At 66.5% G+C, this 16,146-nt stretch carries 14 protein-coding genes; 10 read left to right on the forward strand and 4 right to left on the reverse strand.

What is annotated here, in order from left to right; genetic code table 11:
- Positions 1-90: 90 nt before the first annotated feature.
- Positions 91-3,117: an AAA family ATPase gene (locus E3T41_RS16815; protein WP_134479443.1), complete on the reverse strand. Its 3,027-nt coding sequence runs from the start codon at positions 3,115-3,117 to the stop codon at positions 91-93.
- Positions 3,114-4,295, reverse strand: coding sequence for an exonuclease SbcCD subunit D (locus E3T41_RS16820; protein ID WP_092451248.1), 1,182 nt, complete (start codon positions 4,293-4,295; stop codon positions 3,114-3,116). Before E3T41_RS16820 ends, E3T41_RS16815 begins: the two co-directional genes overlap by 4 nt.
- 175 nt (positions 4,296-4,470) lie before the next feature.
- On the opposite strand from E3T41_RS16820, the gene E3T41_RS16825 reads away from it, so the two are divergent.
- The 7 genes from E3T41_RS16825 (at position 4,471) to E3T41_RS16855 (ending at position 11,833) form a co-directional block, all read left to right on the forward strand.
- The gene (locus tag E3T41_RS16825; RefSeq protein WP_092451250.1) at positions 4,471-5,259 is read left to right on the forward strand and encodes a DeoR/GlpR family DNA-binding transcription regulator; all 789 of its coding nucleotides are present in this window, start codon (positions 4,471-4,473) and stop codon (positions 5,257-5,259) included.
- The gene (locus E3T41_RS16830; protein ID WP_134479444.1) at positions 5,256-6,257 is read left to right on the forward strand and encodes a 1-phosphofructokinase family hexose kinase; all 1,002 of its coding nucleotides are present in this window, start codon (positions 5,256-5,258) and stop codon (positions 6,255-6,257) included. The genes E3T41_RS16825 and E3T41_RS16830 overlap by 4 nt, the downstream gene beginning before the upstream one ends.
- Positions 6,254-8,296: a fructose-specific PTS transporter subunit EIIC gene (locus E3T41_RS16835; RefSeq protein WP_134479445.1), complete on the forward strand. Its 2,043-nt coding sequence runs from the start codon at positions 6,254-6,256 to the stop codon at positions 8,294-8,296. The genes E3T41_RS16830 and E3T41_RS16835 overlap by 4 nt, the downstream gene beginning before the upstream one ends.
- Before the next feature lie 96 nt (positions 8,297-8,392).
- Complete coding sequence (ptsP, locus tag E3T41_RS16840; RefSeq protein ID WP_255411854.1) at positions 8,393-10,123, forward strand: phosphoenolpyruvate--protein phosphotransferase; 1,731 nt, start codon at positions 8,393-8,395, stop codon at positions 10,121-10,123.
- Positions 10,124-10,167: 44 nt separating this feature from the next.
- Complete coding sequence (locus E3T41_RS16845) at positions 10,168-10,446, forward strand: HPr family phosphocarrier protein (protein WP_092451256.1); 279 nt, start codon at positions 10,168-10,170, stop codon at positions 10,444-10,446.
- 167 nt (positions 10,447-10,613) lie between these two features.
- Positions 10,614-10,865, forward strand: coding sequence for a hypothetical protein (locus E3T41_RS16850; RefSeq protein WP_092451375.1), 252 nt, complete (start codon positions 10,614-10,616; stop codon positions 10,863-10,865).
- A 2-nt stretch (positions 10,866-10,867) separates the two neighbouring features.
- Positions 10,868-11,833, forward strand: a complete 966-nt coding sequence (locus E3T41_RS16855) for an FHA domain-containing protein (protein ID WP_233195367.1) — start codon at positions 10,868-10,870, stop codon at positions 11,831-11,833.
- Positions 11,834-11,871: 38 nt separating this feature from the next.
- Here the strand turns inward: E3T41_RS16855 and E3T41_RS16860 are convergent, their stop codons facing one another.
- The gene (locus E3T41_RS16860) at positions 11,872-12,378 is read right to left on the reverse strand and encodes a hypothetical protein (RefSeq protein ID WP_241991222.1); all 507 of its coding nucleotides are present in this window, start codon (positions 12,376-12,378) and stop codon (positions 11,872-11,874) included.
- Positions 12,379-12,574: 196 nt separating this feature from the next.
- Between E3T41_RS16860 and E3T41_RS16865 the strand changes: the two genes are divergently transcribed.
- A complete protein-coding gene (locus E3T41_RS16865; RefSeq protein ID WP_134479446.1) occupies positions 12,575-12,868 on the forward strand; it encodes a hypothetical protein in 294 nt (97 codons plus the stop codon).
- A gap of 424 nt (positions 12,869-13,292) precedes the next feature.
- Here the strand turns inward: E3T41_RS16865 and E3T41_RS16870 are convergent, their stop codons facing one another.
- Positions 13,293-14,066: a gamma-glutamyl-gamma-aminobutyrate hydrolase family protein gene (locus E3T41_RS16870; protein ID WP_092451262.1), complete on the reverse strand. Its 774-nt coding sequence runs from the start codon at positions 14,064-14,066 to the stop codon at positions 13,293-13,295.
- A gap of 218 nt (positions 14,067-14,284) precedes the next feature.
- On the opposite strand from E3T41_RS16870, the gene E3T41_RS16875 reads away from it, so the two are divergent.
- Together E3T41_RS16875 and E3T41_RS16880 are read left to right on the forward strand one after the other, a co-directional pair.
- Entirely contained in the window at positions 14,285-15,016 is a 732-nt protein-coding gene (locus tag E3T41_RS16875; RefSeq protein WP_134479447.1) for a PspA/IM30 family protein, read from the forward strand.
- Between the two features lie 145 nt (positions 15,017-15,161).
- The gene (locus tag E3T41_RS16880) at positions 15,162-15,995 is read left to right on the forward strand and encodes an arginase family protein (RefSeq protein ID WP_134479448.1); all 834 of its coding nucleotides are present in this window, start codon (positions 15,162-15,164) and stop codon (positions 15,993-15,995) included.
- Positions 15,996-16,146 lie beyond the last annotated feature (151 nt).

The raw sequence follows: 16,146 nt of genomic DNA on the forward strand, positions 1-16,146 counted from the left end.
TTGCGGCAACGCTCCGATGTTGACAGGGCCACCCCAGATCGGCAATACCTGAAGACAACCCCGAACGATTGGCACGCCCGGCGGCGCCGGTCACCCCGTGGCGTCACCGCCCTCAATTTCGCTAGAGCCCCGATCGGTCACCACGATGCGAAGAGTTGCAGGGATCTGCTCCTTCATGGAATCGACGTGACTGATCAGCCCGATGGTGCGGCCCCCGGCACGGAGGGAATCGAGCGTACTCATGGCCGTCTCGAGGGTTTCACCGTCGAGGGAGCCGAAGCCCTCATCGACGAAGAGGGTATCGAGGGTGACGCCGCCGGCCTGCCCGGTCACGACCTCGGCGAGCCCCAGAGCGAGGGCCAGAGAGGCGAGAAATGTCTCACCGCCCGACAGCGAGTGCGTTGGACGGGCCCGTCCGGTGTATTCGTCGCGGATGGCGAGCCCCAGGCCCGACCGTGCCCCGCCGAAAGCCAGGGAGTCATCGTGTTCAAGGGTGTAGCGACCGCTGGTCATGGTGCGCAGCCGAATGTTGGCGACCGCCACGATCTCCTCGAGCTGCGCGGCCAGCACGTAATTCTCCAGTCGCATGCGTTTGGTGTTGGGTTCGTCGCCGTGCACGACGTCGGCCAGCTGACTCACCTGCTGCTGTATCTCGTGCAACTGAGCGGATGCCGCGAACAGCGATCCAACCCGGCGCACGATCGCCGAGAGGGTCCCGGTGCGATCGACCAGCGAACTCTGCCGGGTCAACGCGGCATCACGAGCCGTGCTCGCAGCGGCAGCGGCGGCCGCGGCCGGTAATACGTCGACGGGCTCGGTGGGTAAATCGGCGAGGTCGGGCTGGGCCAGGGTCGCGCGGGCTGCCGCCAGACCGTCATCATGCACCCGCAGAGCTCTCGTGCGTCGCTCAATCTCGGGCTGGTCGAGCCGCGCGGCGAGTGCTGCTGCTTCATCGGTAAAGGCTTCTTCAGCCAATTGCGCGGTGAGGCGGCTCTGCGCGGCGTCTTCGGCTGCGCCGCACTCATCGACCACACTCAGTGCGGTGGCGAGGGTGCGGGCCTGGGTCAGTTCGTCGTGCAGGTGAGTGGCCTGGCCGCGCACACTGTCGAACTCGCCGCGTTGCGCGGCAAGCCGGCCGAAGATGGCCTCCCTCTGGCTGACCTTGAAGGCATGAGCGGTGCTGGCCTGATCGCGTTGGCCGCGTAGTTGGTCGACGCTCGTGGCCGCCCGGGTCATCGTGGACTGCAGTTGAGCGAGCCGGGCCTGCAAATCGGGCAGAGTCGCGGTGGCCCGATCGGCCAGCCGGTGCGCCGCGGTTGCTGCGTCGTGCTCGGCAGTGACCGTGGCCGCGTCGCGGCCGCTGGTGAGGGCGCGGGCTTCGGCCAGACGCAGATTGACCGATTGCACCGCGTTCTGGGCCACGAGGAGCTGACCCTGCCGGTCGGTGACCGTGCTGCGCGCGGTGTTCAGATCGTGGGTGGTGACCGGATCATCGTGGCCGAGGGCTGGCTGGGGGTGTGCCGTTGACCCGCACACCGCGCAGGCGTCCCCGGTGATCAGCCGGGCGGCGAGCTCAGCGGCGAATCCCGAGAAGCGACGAGCGAGCACGCTCTCGTAGTGCGCGGCCGCGTCGGCGTTGTCGCCGCTCGCAGTCAACTCGGCCTGCTGCGCGGTGAGCAGGACGCTACTGAGCCGCGTGACAGTCTGCGCGGCCTCCAGGGTAAGGGTGGCGCGGTCGAGCGCAATCATCGTGTCGGGCTGACGAGCAGCCGCGAGCTGTGCCGCGGAGTGCTCCGCGGTGATTGCCTCGATTTGTTCGGGCAAAGCATCGGCCTGGGCACGGGCAGCATCGAGCGCGCGAGTGCCTTCCAGCTGTTCGATCAGTAGCTCGGCGATCTCGTTGTCGAGCTCGGGGAGGGCGAGCTCGTCGGCGAGGGCATCTTCGAGCGCACCAAGGCGGCCGAGCAGCCCGTCAATGACCAGCTGAAGCTGGCCGAGCGTTTCCGGGGAAGCCACATCCGATCGCGAACGACCCGCAGCACCAGCACCCGCAGTCTCGGCCGGGCGATCGCCCGTGCGCTGCGCCTGTGCGGCGGCCAGGGCGCTCTCGGCCGCCGCGAGTGCACTGGCGGCCTCGTGGCGCGCCCGAACCTGCGGCCAGACTCGGGCCGCACGCGCGGCGTTTTGCAGATCGGAGCGCTCCCGCACGATGTCGTCCTGCCGGGAGTCGAGTGCGGCCAGAGCACTGGCGGCAGCGGATCGACGCAGCTGACGCTGCTCGGTCTGCAGCAGGGACTGGTGCCGGTCGGTCGCGGCGGTCAGTTCGGCCATGGTGCGCGCCTGCTCAATGGTCGCAGCATCAAGTTGCCCGGCGAGGTCATGCTGGGCGGCGGCAAACCACCCAGCGGTTGGTGCGGCGAGCGGCCCCTCGTCCCGTAGCAGCTGTGCGGCAGCGGTCTGGTCTTGCTCGAGGTCGCGCTGGCTCGTCGCCAGCTGCTCGTCCAATCCCTTGCGGCGCAGAATCAGCGCGGCCTCGAGCTGTTCGAAGCGGCCGGTGTTGAACAGGGTGCGCAGGACAGCGCGGCGCTCCTCGGTCTTGGCGAGCAGGAATCGTTGGAATCGATTCTGCGCGAGCAGGATCACCTGCAGAAACTGGTCGACCTTCAGCGGCAGAATGGTGTCAAGCTCGTGCCCGACGGCACCGGGCTTGGCTGCTACACCGCGCCAGCCGCCATTATAGGAACCGTCGGCGTCGTCCAGAACCTGCAGCACGGCGGTCGGCGCGGCCGTGGTGACCCCGACTTGATTCTTCTTGGGTCGTTCGTACGCCGGGCTGCGGCGCAACCGATATCGGGACTGGTTGACGCTGAAGTCGAGTTCGACGAAAGTCGGGTCGCCAGCCTCGCAGTGGTCGCTGCGCAGCTTGAGTTCGCTGCCATCGAAGCGCGGCACCTGGTTGTAGAGGGCGAAACAAATGGCGTCGAGAATGCTCGATTTGCCGGCCCCGGTCTTGCCGGAGATCAGAAAGATGCCGTCACTGTCGAAGCGCTCGAAGTCCACGAGCTGTTCGTCTTTATACGGGCCGAACCCGGCGAGCCGCAACCGCAGTATCTTCACGAGTTCACCGCCCGGGTGGACTGCTCGGTGAGCAGTTCGGCGACGAGCGCACTCTCAAATTCGGTCGGTCCGACGCCGTTGCGCACGAAAGAGAGGAAGCCGGCCACGATCTCGGGGTCACTCGTCGCCGCGCGAATGCGCTCGGCGTAGCTGTTATCGCCGGGGTCGACCCGAATCGCCGGACGATGCTCGAGCGCCACCGCGTGCGCAAACCGGGCCTGCAGCGCACGCATGGCGTCGAGCGGCCGCACCTGATCGGTGAGGATGGCCTTCACCCAGTCGCCCTCGTTGTCGGCGTAGCTGGAATTTTCGAGCAGATCGGCGAGCTCGCCGGTGAGCACGGCCAATCGGCGCGGCACCGGCAGGTCGACCCACTCGACCCGCCCGAGGCCGGAGGCATCGAGTTCGACCAGCCAGGCTCCCCGCGGTTTGCCCACCTCGGAGAAGGAGTAATGCAGTGGCGACCCGGAATAGCGTACGCGGTCGGTGAGGGTGGCCCGGCCGTGGATGTGCCCCAGCGCGACGTAGTCACAGCCGTCGAAGACGCTCAGCGGAACGACGTCGAGGCCGCCGGCGGTGATATCGCGCTCCACATCGCTCGCCGCCGTGGCCGGGGTCACCCCGGCGGCGAAGCAGTGCGAGAGCACCACGCTGCGCCCGCCGCCCGCAGTAAGTCCGCGCAGTGACCGGTCGGCCCGAATCCGCGTCATGGCGAAATCCAGGACCTGCTCGTGCGTTTTCAGCAGCTCGCCGGGGTGCAGGTGTCGGATGAGTACAGGCTCCAGAAACGGAATGCCGTAGAAGTGCACCGGCCCGTGCTCATCACTGATGGTGATCGGTTCGAGGTACTGCTCGGGCCGGGTGACCACGTGAATGCCGGCCAGCGCCGCCCACTCGGCCTGAAAGCCCAGACGGGTGGCCGAGTCGTGGTTTCCGCTGGTCATGACAACGGATGCCCCGGCCTCCTTCAGACGCCGCAAGACGCGCGTCAGCAGCGCGTAGCTCTCTTTCGAGGGCATGGCGGAATCAAACACGTCGCCCGCCACGACGACCACGTCGACGCCTCGCTCGCGCACCACCGCAACGACGGCGTCGAGCACGACCGCCAGGTGTTCGAGGGTCGAATGGGTGTGGAAGGTGCGCCCGATGTGCCAGTCCGAGGTGTGCAGAATCTTCATAACATTCACGCTACCGTCGGCCACCGACACGGCCGACCGACAGCATCCGTTCCACCTGAACGAGGTAATTTCTTTGTTTATCTTGTTTTTTCTTGACAAACAAAAATAAACACAGCTAAAGTCGATGAAACCAACATCTTGTGACCTGTGTCACTCATCGTCGAGGAGGCAATTCGTGTTCGCCGAAGAACGTCAACTCTTGATCGCCGCACTCGTGGCAACCGAAGGACGGGTCACCGTGACCGACCTCGCCGCGCGTTTCACCATCACCGCCGAAACCGTGCGCCGTGACCTCGACACCCTCGAGGCCGCCCGCCAGTTGCGCCGAGTGCACGGCGGTGCCGTCGCGATCGATCGCCTGAGCCTGTCAGAGCCGAGCCTCGACGAGCGTCAGACCCAACGCCTCGACGAGAAGTCCCGCATTGCCGATGCCGCCCTGCGCATGATTCCCGCGAGTCGAACCGGCTCGATCTTGCTCGATTCCGGCAGCACCACCGAGCGCCTCGCCGAGCGCCTCGCCGCTTGGACGCCCGCCGTCGCCGGCGACCAGCTGCTCGTGATCACCAACGCCGTTCCGATCGCCGCCAAACTCTCCCGCAACGACGCCATCAACCTGCACATTCTCGGCGGTCGGGTGCGTGGGCTGACCAGCGCGATCGTTGGTGCCGGCACCGTCGCCCAGCTCGCGGCGCTGCGCCCCGACATCGCCTTCATCGGCACCAACGGCATCAGCGCGACCTTCGGCCTCAGCACCCCGGACTCGGTCGAAGCAGCGGTCAAGTCCGCGATCGTCCGGGCAGCCCGGCGCGTCGTCGTTCTCGCCGATTCCAGCAAGCTCGACCAGGAGACCCTGGTCTCCTTCGCCGCCCTCGCAGCGATCGACACCTTGATAACGGATGCCGCGCCATCCGCCGATCTTGCCGCAGCACTGGCCGCAGCCGATGTCGACGTGGTGATCGCATGATCGTAACGCTGACCCCCAACCCGAGCCTCGACCGCACCATCGAACTGGCCGGGCCGCTCGCCCGCGGCGAAGTGCAACGCGCCGTCGCCGCCCACGGCGAACCCGGCGGCAAGGGCGTCAACATCTGCCGCGCCCTCGAAGCGAGTGGCATCTCTAGCATGGCCATCCTCCCCGGCGACGCCGACGACCCGGTGCTGCTCGCCCTGACCAGCCACGGCATTCCGCACCTCGGCCTGCACATCGGCAAACCGCTGCGCAGCAACGTGGCGATCACCGAACCCGACGGCACGACCACCAAGCTTAACGAACCCGGACCGGAACTGAGCCCGGCCCAGCAAAACGCCCTCGTCGACCTGGTGCTCGAGCAGTCGGCCGGCGCCAGCTGGCTCGTGCTGGCCGGGTCCGTGCCGCCCGGTGTGCCCGACGATTTCTACGCCCGCATCATCCGCGAGCTGCGCGAACGCTTTGGCTCGGCGGCACCGAAAGTGGCTGTGGATTCTTCGGGTGGCCCACTGGAGAAAGCGGCGCTGGCCCACCCCGATCTGCTCAAACCCAACGGTGAGGAACTCGCGGAGTTGAGCGGACTGTTCGACGGCGACACGCTCGAGGCAAACCCCGACCTTGTCGTCGACGCGGCGCGCGTGCTCATCGCAGGCGGTGTCGGTGCCGTGCTGGCCACCCTCGGAGCGAAGGGCGCCGTGCTCGTCACTGCCGAGGGCAGCTGGCTCGCTACCACGCCGCCGATGATCGCCGTGAGCACCGTCGGTGCCGGCGACTCGGCCCTGGCCGGTTACCTGCTGCAAAGCAACCTCGGCGCGAGCGCCCCCGACCGCCTGCGCCAGGCCGCCGCCCACGGCGCCGCCGCAGCCTCCCTACCCGGTTCCACTGTTCCCGCCCTGCACCAAACCAACCCCAGCGCCGTCACCGTGACGGACCTTGCCCCAGAATCGGTCCCCCGGCCGGTCCTGGCCGCACATCCAAAGGAGGATGACCAGTGAGTGCACTGATTACCCCGGAGCTCGTTGCTCTGGACACCCATCTCGGCAGCGAGCCGAAGGACGTCATTCGGCGCCTGGCCGAGCTTGTCGTCGAGTCAGGTCGCGCCACCGAGATCGAGGCGTTGTACGCGGATGCCCTCGCTCGCGAAGCGAAGACCGCCACCGGCATTCCGGGTGGCCTCGCCATTCCGCACTGCCGTTCGTCGGCCGTGTTGGAACCCACCCTCGCGCTGGCCCGTCTGTCGACCCCGGTCGATTTCGGGTCGAAGGACGGCCCCGCCGACCTGGTCTTTCTCATCGCGGCCCCGGAAGGCGCCGACCAGGAACACCTGAAGATTCTGGCCAAGCTCGCCCGGTCGCTCATGAAGAAAGACTTCACCGCGGCCCTTCGGGACGCGTCGACCGCGCAGCAGATCGTCGAACTCGTGGGCAACGTCGTCGCCCCGGTTCCGGTTGCCGCTGGCGCACACGCGGCCGGTGCCGCCGAGAATGCAAACGCCGGCACCGGTCCGGCTCAGACCGGCGCCGAGTCAACCAGCAGGGGGCGCATCGTCGCCGTCACCGCCTGCCCGACCGGCATCGCGCACACCTACATGGCCGCCGACTCGCTCGTGGCCGCTGCCAAGGCCGTCGGCGTTGACCTGCAGGTGGAAACCCAGGGTTCGGCTGGCGTCACCCCACTCGACCCAGCGGTCATTGCTGCCGCCGACGCCGTCATCTTCGCCGTCGACGTCGACGTGCGCGGCCGGGAACGTTTTGCCGGCAAGCCCGTCATCAACGCCCCGGTCAAGCGCGGCATCGACGAACCTGGCCGACTGATCGAGGAAGCCCTCGCGGCCGCACTCAACCCGAACGCCCGTCGCGTCAGCGGCACCGTCGACCTCGGCGGCGCATCGAACGAGAAGAGCGAGCACCTGGGCCAGAAGCTCAAGCGCGCGCTGCTCACCGGTGTCAGCTACATGATTCCGTTCGTCGCCGGCGGAGGTCTGCTGATCGCCCTCGGCTTTCTGTTCGGCGGCTACGCGATCACGGACATCGCCGACGACGTGGTGCTGAACAACAGTCTCTTCAATCTGCCGGACGGCGGGGCGAACCTGCTCGGGGGGTTCGGTGTCTATCTCGGCGCGGTCTTCTTCAAGATCGGCGCCTTGTCGATGGGCTTCCTCGTTCCCGCACTGGCCGGCTACATCGCCTTCGCGATCGCTGACCGTCCCGGTATCGCGCCCGGCTTCGTCGCGGGCGCCGTCGCCGGCTTCATGGGCGCTGGCTTCCTCGGAGGTATAGTCGGCGGGCTGCTCGCTGGTGTCGTCGCCATGAGTATTGCCAGGATCAGCGTTCCGCGCTGGCTGCGCAGCCTGATGCCCGTCGTGATCATTCCGCTGATCGCATCGATCGTCGCGTCCGGGTTGATGTTCCTCGTGCTCGGCGGTCCGATCGCGCTGCTCACCGTGGGACTCGGCAATTGGCTGAACGGCATGACCGGGGCATCCGCTGTGATTCTCGGTGTCATTCTCGGTCTCATGATGGCATTCGACCTTGGCGGTCCGGTCAACAAGGTCGCCTACTCGTTCGCCGTCGCCGGCCTCGGCGCGGCGAGCCTTGCCAACCAGGCACCGTGGCAGATCATGGCCGCGGTCATGGCCGCCGGCATGGTTCCGCCGCTCGCAATGGCCCTCGCCACCGTGATCGACAAGAAGCTGTTCAGCCTGTCTGAGCGTGAGAACGGCAAGGCGGCCTGGTTGCTGGGTGCCTCGTTCATCTCCGAAGGCGCCATTCCGTTCGCCGCTGCCGACGTGTTCCGGGTTATTCCGGCCGCCATGCTCGGCGCAGCGGTCACCGGCGGGCTGTCCATGGCCTGGAACATCACGAGCAAGGCGCCACACGGTGGAATGTTCGTCTTCTTCGCCATCGACAACTTCCTGCTGTTCGTGCTCGCCATTGCGATCGGTACTGTGGTATCAGCGTTCGCCGTGGTCGGGCTCAAGCGTTACGCGGTGCGCAAGCCCGCAGTCGTGGACGCCGCCCCGGTCAACGCCTGACCCGGAAAGTACCCCGTGCGGGAACTCCCCGCGAAGAATGCCACGCAGTACAGTGACGCCAGCCGCAGGCTGGGGTTCAAGGAATTGAGGACGATCGTGCAGACGCTTTCAGGCAAGGCCAGTACCGACCGCGCCGAAACCGGCCGCACCTTCACCGGAGTCGGTGTCAGCCCCGGCCGTATCGTCGGCTCCATCCTGTTGATGCCCCAGCCCGTGCGGGAACCCGCTGCGGGCGAACGCCTGGTCGAGGGGACCACGCCGGAAGAGGCATCCGCTACCCTGCGGGTCGCAGCAAAGGCCGTGCAAACCAGTCTCACAGCTCGCTCGGTCGGCGCTTCGGGCGCCGGCCGGGAGGTGCTGGAGGCGACAGCACTGATGGCGAACGACCCGATGCTGGTTAAGGCGGCCGTCAAGCTCATCACCAACGGTTCCTCACCGGAACGGGCGATCTGGGATGCGGCCGCCTCGGTGGCCGAAATGCTGCACAACCTCGGCGGTTACATGGCCGAGCGGGCGACCGACGTGCTCGATGTGCGCGGCCGGATCGTGGCCGAACTGCGCGGCGTTCCGGCCCCCGGAATCCCGTACTCGGACACGCCGTTCATTCTGGTCGGCGAGGATCTTGCGCCGGCCGACACTGCCACTCTCGACCCGGCGAAGGTTCTCGCCCTCGTCACCTCGAGCGGCGGACCCCAGTCGCACACGGCCATCATCGCCCGCGCCCTTGGGCTGCCGGCCGTGGTCGCCGCTGTCGGCGTCGAAGGCCTGACCGACGGCACCATCGTCTTCGTGGACGGCGCGGCCGGAACGATTCTGGTCGACCCCGGCGCCGACGAGATCGACCTGGCCAAGGCCTGGGCGACCACCACCGCCGCCCTGGCCGTGTTCGACGGCACCGGACGCCTCAAAGACGGCCACCTGGTTCCGCTGCTCTCCAACGTCGGCGGCGCCAAGGATGCGGTCAAAGCCGCCGCCGCCGGTGCCCAGGGCGTCGGCCTGCTGCGCACCGAATTCTGCTTCTTGGAACGTGACACCGAACCCACCATCGCCGAACAGGTCGACGCCTACCGCGGCGTGTTCGACGCGTTCCCCGGCAAGAAGGTCGTCGTGCGCACCCTCGACGCCGGCGCCGACAAACCGCTGCCGTTTCTGACCGATGCCTCCGAGCCGAATCCCGCCCTCGGCGTGCGCGGCTACCGCACCGATTTTACCTCCCCCGGAGTGCTCGAGCGTCAGCTCCAGGCCATCGCGCAGGCAGCCAACGGCACCGAGGCGCAGGTCTGGGTGATGGCGCCGATGATCTCCACCGCCGAGGAAGCCGAACATTTCGCCGGCCTCTGCGCCGCGGCGGGGCTCACGACACCCGGCGTCATGGTCGAGGTCCCCTCGGCCGCGCTCACCGCCGCGAGCATTCTCGAACACGTCGACTTCGTCAGCCTCGGCACCAACGACCTGACCCAGTACGCCATGGCCGCCGACCGCCAGCTCGGCCCACTCGCGGCCCTCAACACGCCGTGGCAGCCAGCAGTGCTGCAATTGATCCGCCTGACCGTGGCCGGTTCGCGTGACGAGGGCAACGACAAGCCGGTTGGGGTCTGCGGTGAAGCTGCCGCCGATCCCGCACTCGCGGTGGTGCTGGTCGGACTCGGAGTCTCGACACTGTCCATGACCGCACGGGCCCTCTCCGCCGTCGCCGCCGTGCTCGCGAGCGTGACGCTGCCCGAGGCGCAGCAACTGGCCGCCCTGGCCCTCAAATCATATTCAGCAACGGATGCCCGTCGAATCGTTCGCGAAAAACTTCCCATACTTAATACGCTGGGTTTGTAATCTGCCCTCACTCTTTGTCAACACTGCTTACCTTGGAGGACCCCATGTCTGAACGAACCGCTGTCATCGCAAGCCGCGTCGGTCTGCACGCCCGCCCCGCCGGAATCTTTGTCGCCGCGGTCGGTGAGCTGCCCCTCGAGGTCACCATCGCCATGGCCGGCGAGCCGGCCGAGGATGCCATGGACGCGTCGAGCATCCTCTCCATTATGAGTCTCGGCGCCTCCAACGGCGATACCGTCGTGCTGCGTGCCGACGGCGAAGGCGCCGACGAGGCTCTCGACTCCTTGGTCAAGATTCTGGAGACGGATCTCGACGCCGAATAATACCCGTTCCCCGTTTGGGGACAATCCTTTACCGCACGCAACTAGGTAACTACGCTAGGTAAATCGCGCGGGCGCTGTGCCCGCGCGAGACCGGCGCACCTGCCGGTACCTGCAACACCATCTGTGCGAGCGAAAAGGAACCTACCGTGACTGAACGACAGACGTACCTGGGCAACGTTGAGAGCACCCCTGAATCCGAGGAGCACACCATCAAGGACTGGGCGGATCTCGGCCAGGAAATGTGGTCGTACCTCACCGGTAAGGGTGCGGCCATCAACTACAGTTTCATCGATATGGTCGTCGAAGTTCCCCGTGACATCGGCCCCGATGCTCCGCGGGCCGTCTGGAAGCTCAACGGCACCCTGCGGGTAACCACGAGCGACGAGAAGTCGCTCGGCTCCGATCCGTTTCGGGGCTGATCGTGAGCTCCTCGGCGAGCTCAACACTGGCTGGCTCCCCGGTGAGTCTGCACATCGATCTCGCCTTTTCCCTGGTCGAACCGACGGGTGCGGTCGGTGCGTCGAAAGCTTCCTCCGGTGCGGATTCGACCGGAGCAGAGTTCGGCGATTCCTTTGGGTCAGCGGATGCCATGCAGGGCACGGTGACCGCCAACGGCACGGAGATCACCGTATTCACGAGCAACCCGGAAATGTTCGTGCAGGGGCGTGCGCTCAATCTGGAACCGCTGCGCGCGCTGGCTGCCGAATTGGCCTCCCGCGGTCTGACCGTCTCCATCACGGGCCCGATCGGGCTGATTGCGCGTCTCGGCGACGTGCAGGCATCCGTTTCGCAACGGCTGTTGACGCGGTCACCGCACATCGTGCTCGGGTCCCGAAACGCCCTCGGGCCGCTCGTGCAGGCACGAATGCGCGGGCGTGCACGCATGCCGGTTGCCATTCCGCTGCCGCCATCGACGGTGTTTCCGCTCGCACCGACCTTTGATCGACACCGCCGGCGAAAGATCACCACAACGCACTACACGCCGGGAAGCGGGCGACCCCGCCTCATCTTCGTCGTGGGCTCGGAGAACTGGAACGGGCAGATGCCCCGGGAATTCAACCTACTGCCGGGCGTGACGACGATCGGCTCGTCCGCGGATGCCGACCTGCAATTGCCCGGGTTGAAACCGCTGCACGCCGAAATTCGCCACGATGACAACGATGAGTACGTTCTGTTTGCGATGGGTGACGTCGCGAGCAGCTCTCGACCGGCCGAGGGAGGCACCGGGAACAGCCAGATTCTGCGCACCGGGTCGCGGCTCGAAATGGGCCCGTGGCGCATGGGCTACTTTCGGGAGGAATTCGCCGACCACGGCCGGCCGTTTGGCGGGCGCGTTGGCGGGGAGCTGGCATTCCAGAAGCCGCAGCCGCCCAGGCCGCGGGCCTGAGAGGCGCGTGAGGGTGTCGCACGTTCGATGCGGCACCCTCACGAGGTGAACAGGTCGGTCCAGACCGCTCGAGAACCCGATTCCCCGATGAGCGCAACCGTGACGACCGATCCAAGCGCGCTGACCAGAACCACAAGATCAAGAACAATGGTGGCCGCGAGGCGTCCGGTGCCGTGTGGCAGAGCGGATGAGAAACGGGCGCCCTCGGCGGTTACGTAGCGGTACCAAAACCACTGCAGTGCCGCCACGAGGAACAGGGCGATCACCCACGGCAGCAGCGTGTTGCCGAGCGAGGTGTGCGTGCCGAGCAACGGGGTCACGTTGACCAGCCGGGACTGCAGCCACTCCCCCGCCTGCACGGCGAGCGGAACCAGCACGAGCGCTGCCAGGGCCACCAGGGGCGTCACGATGCCCAATCGCCGCCGAGCGGCCGGCCAGAACGCGGTGAGCAGCGCGCACAGGGCGGCGAGTGGCACCACGATCACGACCGCGTGCACGATCAGCACGTGAAGCGGCAGTCCGTTGAATTCCCAATCAATGTTCAAGGCGTATCTCCACTGCATCGGCTCTTGCGGGCGGGGAAATCAGAATGAGCGCAAGCACTTGCCGGAGTAAAGTACCACCATTTGGCGTTTCCTGCTGTCCCCGTCACAGGGGAGGACATCACGCTGTCTATCCCCGCTAGGTTGGAATTATCGAACCGATTACCCGGAGTCGGCGATGGAACGGACAATCGTGAAAATGTTGCAGACAGAGTGCCCCGAATGCCAACAAATGGTGTGGATCACGTCGGATACCCGCTTCGCGACCTACCATTCCCTGGCCAATTCCTCCAAGGATTGCCCGGGCTCCCGAATGATCGTTGCGGTCCCCCCCAAACAGACCGCTGCGAGCCGTAAGCGGGCGCAGGCCGAACTCCTCGCCTGGAGCCACTCTGCGAGCGCTGTCAGTGCCACCGAACACCAGGCCACCGAACACCAGGCCACCGAACACCAGGCCGACAAAAACCACGCCACCAAGCACCAGGCCGCCTGACACCAGCCGACTCGAACATCCGAGGCGGTGTCGACTCCCTACCCGGGTCGGCACCGCCTAGTTTTGTGGAACGGCGGCCTCGGTTCAGTTCAGTCGGCCGACCGCTGTGCGCTCGACGCGTTGCAACGGATGCGTAACAAACCGGCCAACCGGGAGATTTCATTCTGGCGCGAGGGTAGACTCTTTTGTTTTTTATCAGCCTCTTCTCAGGCCATGCCCCGTACCGTTACACACGGAGTTCCCCCACTCCACGTAAAGCCCCGGCATATTTCTCACCTCCCCCCAGGCGAGAAGTGCCGGGGCTTTTTCGGTTCCGCGGCGCCGCGAGGGCCGTGCCATGGCGGTCTCGGCAGGATCGGCCAACGAATTGGTGGCGATCCCGAGACCAGCGCGGGTCGTTTCAGCGGATGCTGACCCAGGCCGGTTACGCGGCGAGCGCGGGGGCGTCGACGCGCAGCGAGCGAGCCCCGTGCTGCTCGGCCAGACCGGCCAGAAGCCGGGCGAGCTGATCGACCGGGGAGTCGGGCGCTTCGGGGTGCCACTGCACGCCGGTGATCGGAGCACTCTCATGCTCGAGGGCTTCGATCAGGCCGTCGGGGGCGTGGGCGGCGGCCACAAGTCCGGCGCCGAGGCGGTCGACGATCTGGTGGTGGGCGCTCTGCACCGAGATGTCAATGCGGCCGAGGCTCGCGGCCAGGGTGCTGTCGGCGGCGAGCACGACGTCGTGGGTGGAGAGAATCTGGTCGATCGGCACGTCGATGTTTTTGTGAATGCCGTCGTCAATGTGCTGCACCAGATTGCCGCCGAGGGCGACATTGATGATCTGCAGGCCGCGGCAGATGCCCAGCAACGGGGTGCCGACCAGGAGGGCACGCTGCACCAGGGCTATCTGGCCCTCGTCGGCGACCGGGAAGTGTGCCGTCTCACCCTCGTAGCCGGTAGCGCCGCCGTAGAAGTGGGGCGTGACGTCTTCGCCGCCGACGATGATGATGGCGTCGGCATCCGCTGTGATGCGCAGCAGTTCGACCGATGTGACGTCGGCAGCGGCGACCCGGGTGACTGCCCAGCCGGCGGTTTCGGCATCGGCGGCGACGCGCGAATTGAGCACCTGCACCTTGGCGTGATAGGCGGGGCGGTCTGGGCGCGCTCCGGTAACCTCGACGACGACGAGCATCCGGTTCGTGAATTCTTGGTTCATGCCGGGCTCCCGTCCTGTCGCATTGCTGTCCTGATTCCATTGTGGGCGGCAGGCCCGTAGCACGCGAGTAGCCCTGTAACACAGGGCAACATCGCAATCGCACGGATTCCCTGAGGTTCCCAGACTCGCCTCTGCCGGTCACCCTAAACTTTGGTCATGCAAGCACTTTCCTGGCGGGTCAGCTCGACCAGGACGACTCCTTTGGAAGGGACACCCGAATGACCAAGCAGTCCATCTTCGGCCGTATTTCCCAGCTCGCGAAGGCGAACATCAACGCCATCCTCGACTCGGCGGAAGACCCCGCCAAGATGCTCGACCAGATGGTGCGCGACTTCTCGAGCAGCGTCTCCGACACCGAGAGCGCGATCGCCGAGACCATCGGCAATCTGCGGCTGCTCGAAGACGACTACCGCGAAGACCAGGAAGCCGCCGTGGAGTGGGGCGACAAGGCCCTGGCCGCGAGCCGCAAGGCCGACGAGCTGCGCCTGGTCGGCAACGCTGCCGACGCCGACAAGTTCGACAACCTCGCCAAGGTCGCGCTGGGTCGCCAGCTCACCTCGGAGAAGGAAGCGAAGACCGCTGAGCCGCAGATTCAGGCCCAGACCGCCGTCGTCAACCAGCTCAAGACCGGCCTGAACGCCATGAAAGAGAAGTTGGTGCAACTCACCAACAAGCGTGCAGAGCTCGTCGCGCGCTCCAAGACCGCCAAGGCGCAGGCGCAGGTGATGGATGCCGTCAAGAGCATCGACATGATGGATCCGACGAGCGAGGTCAACCGCTTCGAGGACAAGATCCGTCGCGAAGAAGCCCGGGTTCGCGGCGCGCAGGAGCTCGCCGCGTCGGGCCTTGACGCCCAGTTCGAAAGCCTCGACGACCTCGGCGAGCTCACCGAAGTGGATGCCCGCCTCGCGGCCCTGAAAGCCGGAACCACCGCCGCCCTCGAGCGCTGAGCGTTCAGTGGACAACTTTGGTGGGTGACACCCCGGTGGCACCCACCAAAGTTGTCCACTCAGGACCTGACCGGCGAGCCCGGCGAGAAATTCGCTCTCGGCGAAGCGGATGTTGTTGGCCCCGGCCGCTGCGCCATACTGAGGTATGGCTCCCACCTTCGTTGTAGTACCACAGTGGCAGGGTTCGATTTCTCCGCGCGCAATGCGCCTGGTCGACGGGGCGGCGGCCATTCAAGGCGACCTGCCCTTTTCGGCCACGCGTCTGGTCGACGTTCCGGTCGAGGCCGGTGACGCGCTCGATACCGGGGTGCACCGGTTCTCCGCGATCCAGCACGTGCGGGAACGCCACACCGCTGTTTTGAAGGACACGGCCGATTGGGCGCTCTCCATCGGCGGCGACTGCGGCATTGCCCTCACCGCTGTCGAGCACGCGGCGCGTACGCATCCGGGCGACTTGGCCGTCGTCTGGTTCGACGCCCACCCCGACCTGCACACGCCAGAGACCTCACCGTCCGGCGGATTCTGCGGCATGGTGCTGCGCGCGATCAGCGGCGAAGGGCCAGCCGAGCTGGAACTCGCCGCCACGAGCAGCGTGTCACTCGACCGCGTCGTGCTGGCCGGAATCCGCGATGTCGACGATGCCGAAGACGTTCTCCTGCAGGAGCGCGGCCTGGTGAGCGTGTCCTGCTCCGAGTTGACCGACCCGGCCGCCCTGGTCGGGGCCGTCGCTGCCATCGGCGCCAAGCACATCTTCGTGCACATCGACCTGGATGTGCTCGATCCGTCAGCTCTTGGCGGCCTGAATGACCTGATTCCGTTCGGGTTGAGCGTGGCCGAACTCGGTGGAGCGATCACCGCCCTGCGCGCTGAGTTCACCCTCGCCGGAGCGACGATCACCGGGTTCGCGCCGGCCTCCCCCGAGGCGGCGACCGATGATCTGCCGAGCATCCTGCGCATCATCGGGGCACTCACCCGCTAGGCACTGATCTCGCAGGTGACCGGACTGAGTGAGTGGGAATGCGCATAACTGCTGCAATTTCTGGCTGGCCAGGGACACACCGGCGTCATTCTGGGCAACTTTGCGGGACCGCCAACGAATTGCAGGAGTTATGGACTCGGGGCGACAGGCC

The organism is Cryobacterium sp. Hh38 (genome assembly GCF_004403235.1).
In the GTDB taxonomy this organism is placed as follows: domain Bacteria; phylum Actinomycetota; class Actinomycetes; order Actinomycetales; family Microbacteriaceae; genus Cryobacterium; species Cryobacterium levicorallinum.

Coding starts and splice junctions, on each gene's coding strand:
- E3T41_RS16880 (WP_134479448.1), top strand. CDS start 15,162: ATGGCTCCCACCTTCGTTGTAGTACCACAGTGGCAGGGTTCGATTTCT.
- E3T41_RS16820 (WP_092451248.1), bottom strand. CDS start 4,295: ATGAAGATTCTGCACACCTCGGACTGGCACATCGGGCGCACCTTCCAC.
- E3T41_RS16870 (WP_092451262.1), bottom strand. CDS start 14,066: ATGAACCAAGAATTCACGAACCGGATGCTCGTCGTCGTCGAGGTTACC.
- E3T41_RS16865 (WP_134479446.1), top strand. CDS start 12,575: ATGTTGCAGACAGAGTGCCCCGAATGCCAACAAATGGTGTGGATCACG.
- E3T41_RS16845 (WP_092451256.1), top strand. CDS start 10,168: ATGTCTGAACGAACCGCTGTCATCGCAAGCCGCGTCGGTCTGCACGCC.
- E3T41_RS16830 (WP_134479444.1), top strand. CDS start 5,256: ATGATCGTAACGCTGACCCCCAACCCGAGCCTCGACCGCACCATCGAA.
- E3T41_RS16875 (WP_134479447.1), top strand. CDS start 14,285: ATGACCAAGCAGTCCATCTTCGGCCGTATTTCCCAGCTCGCGAAGGCG.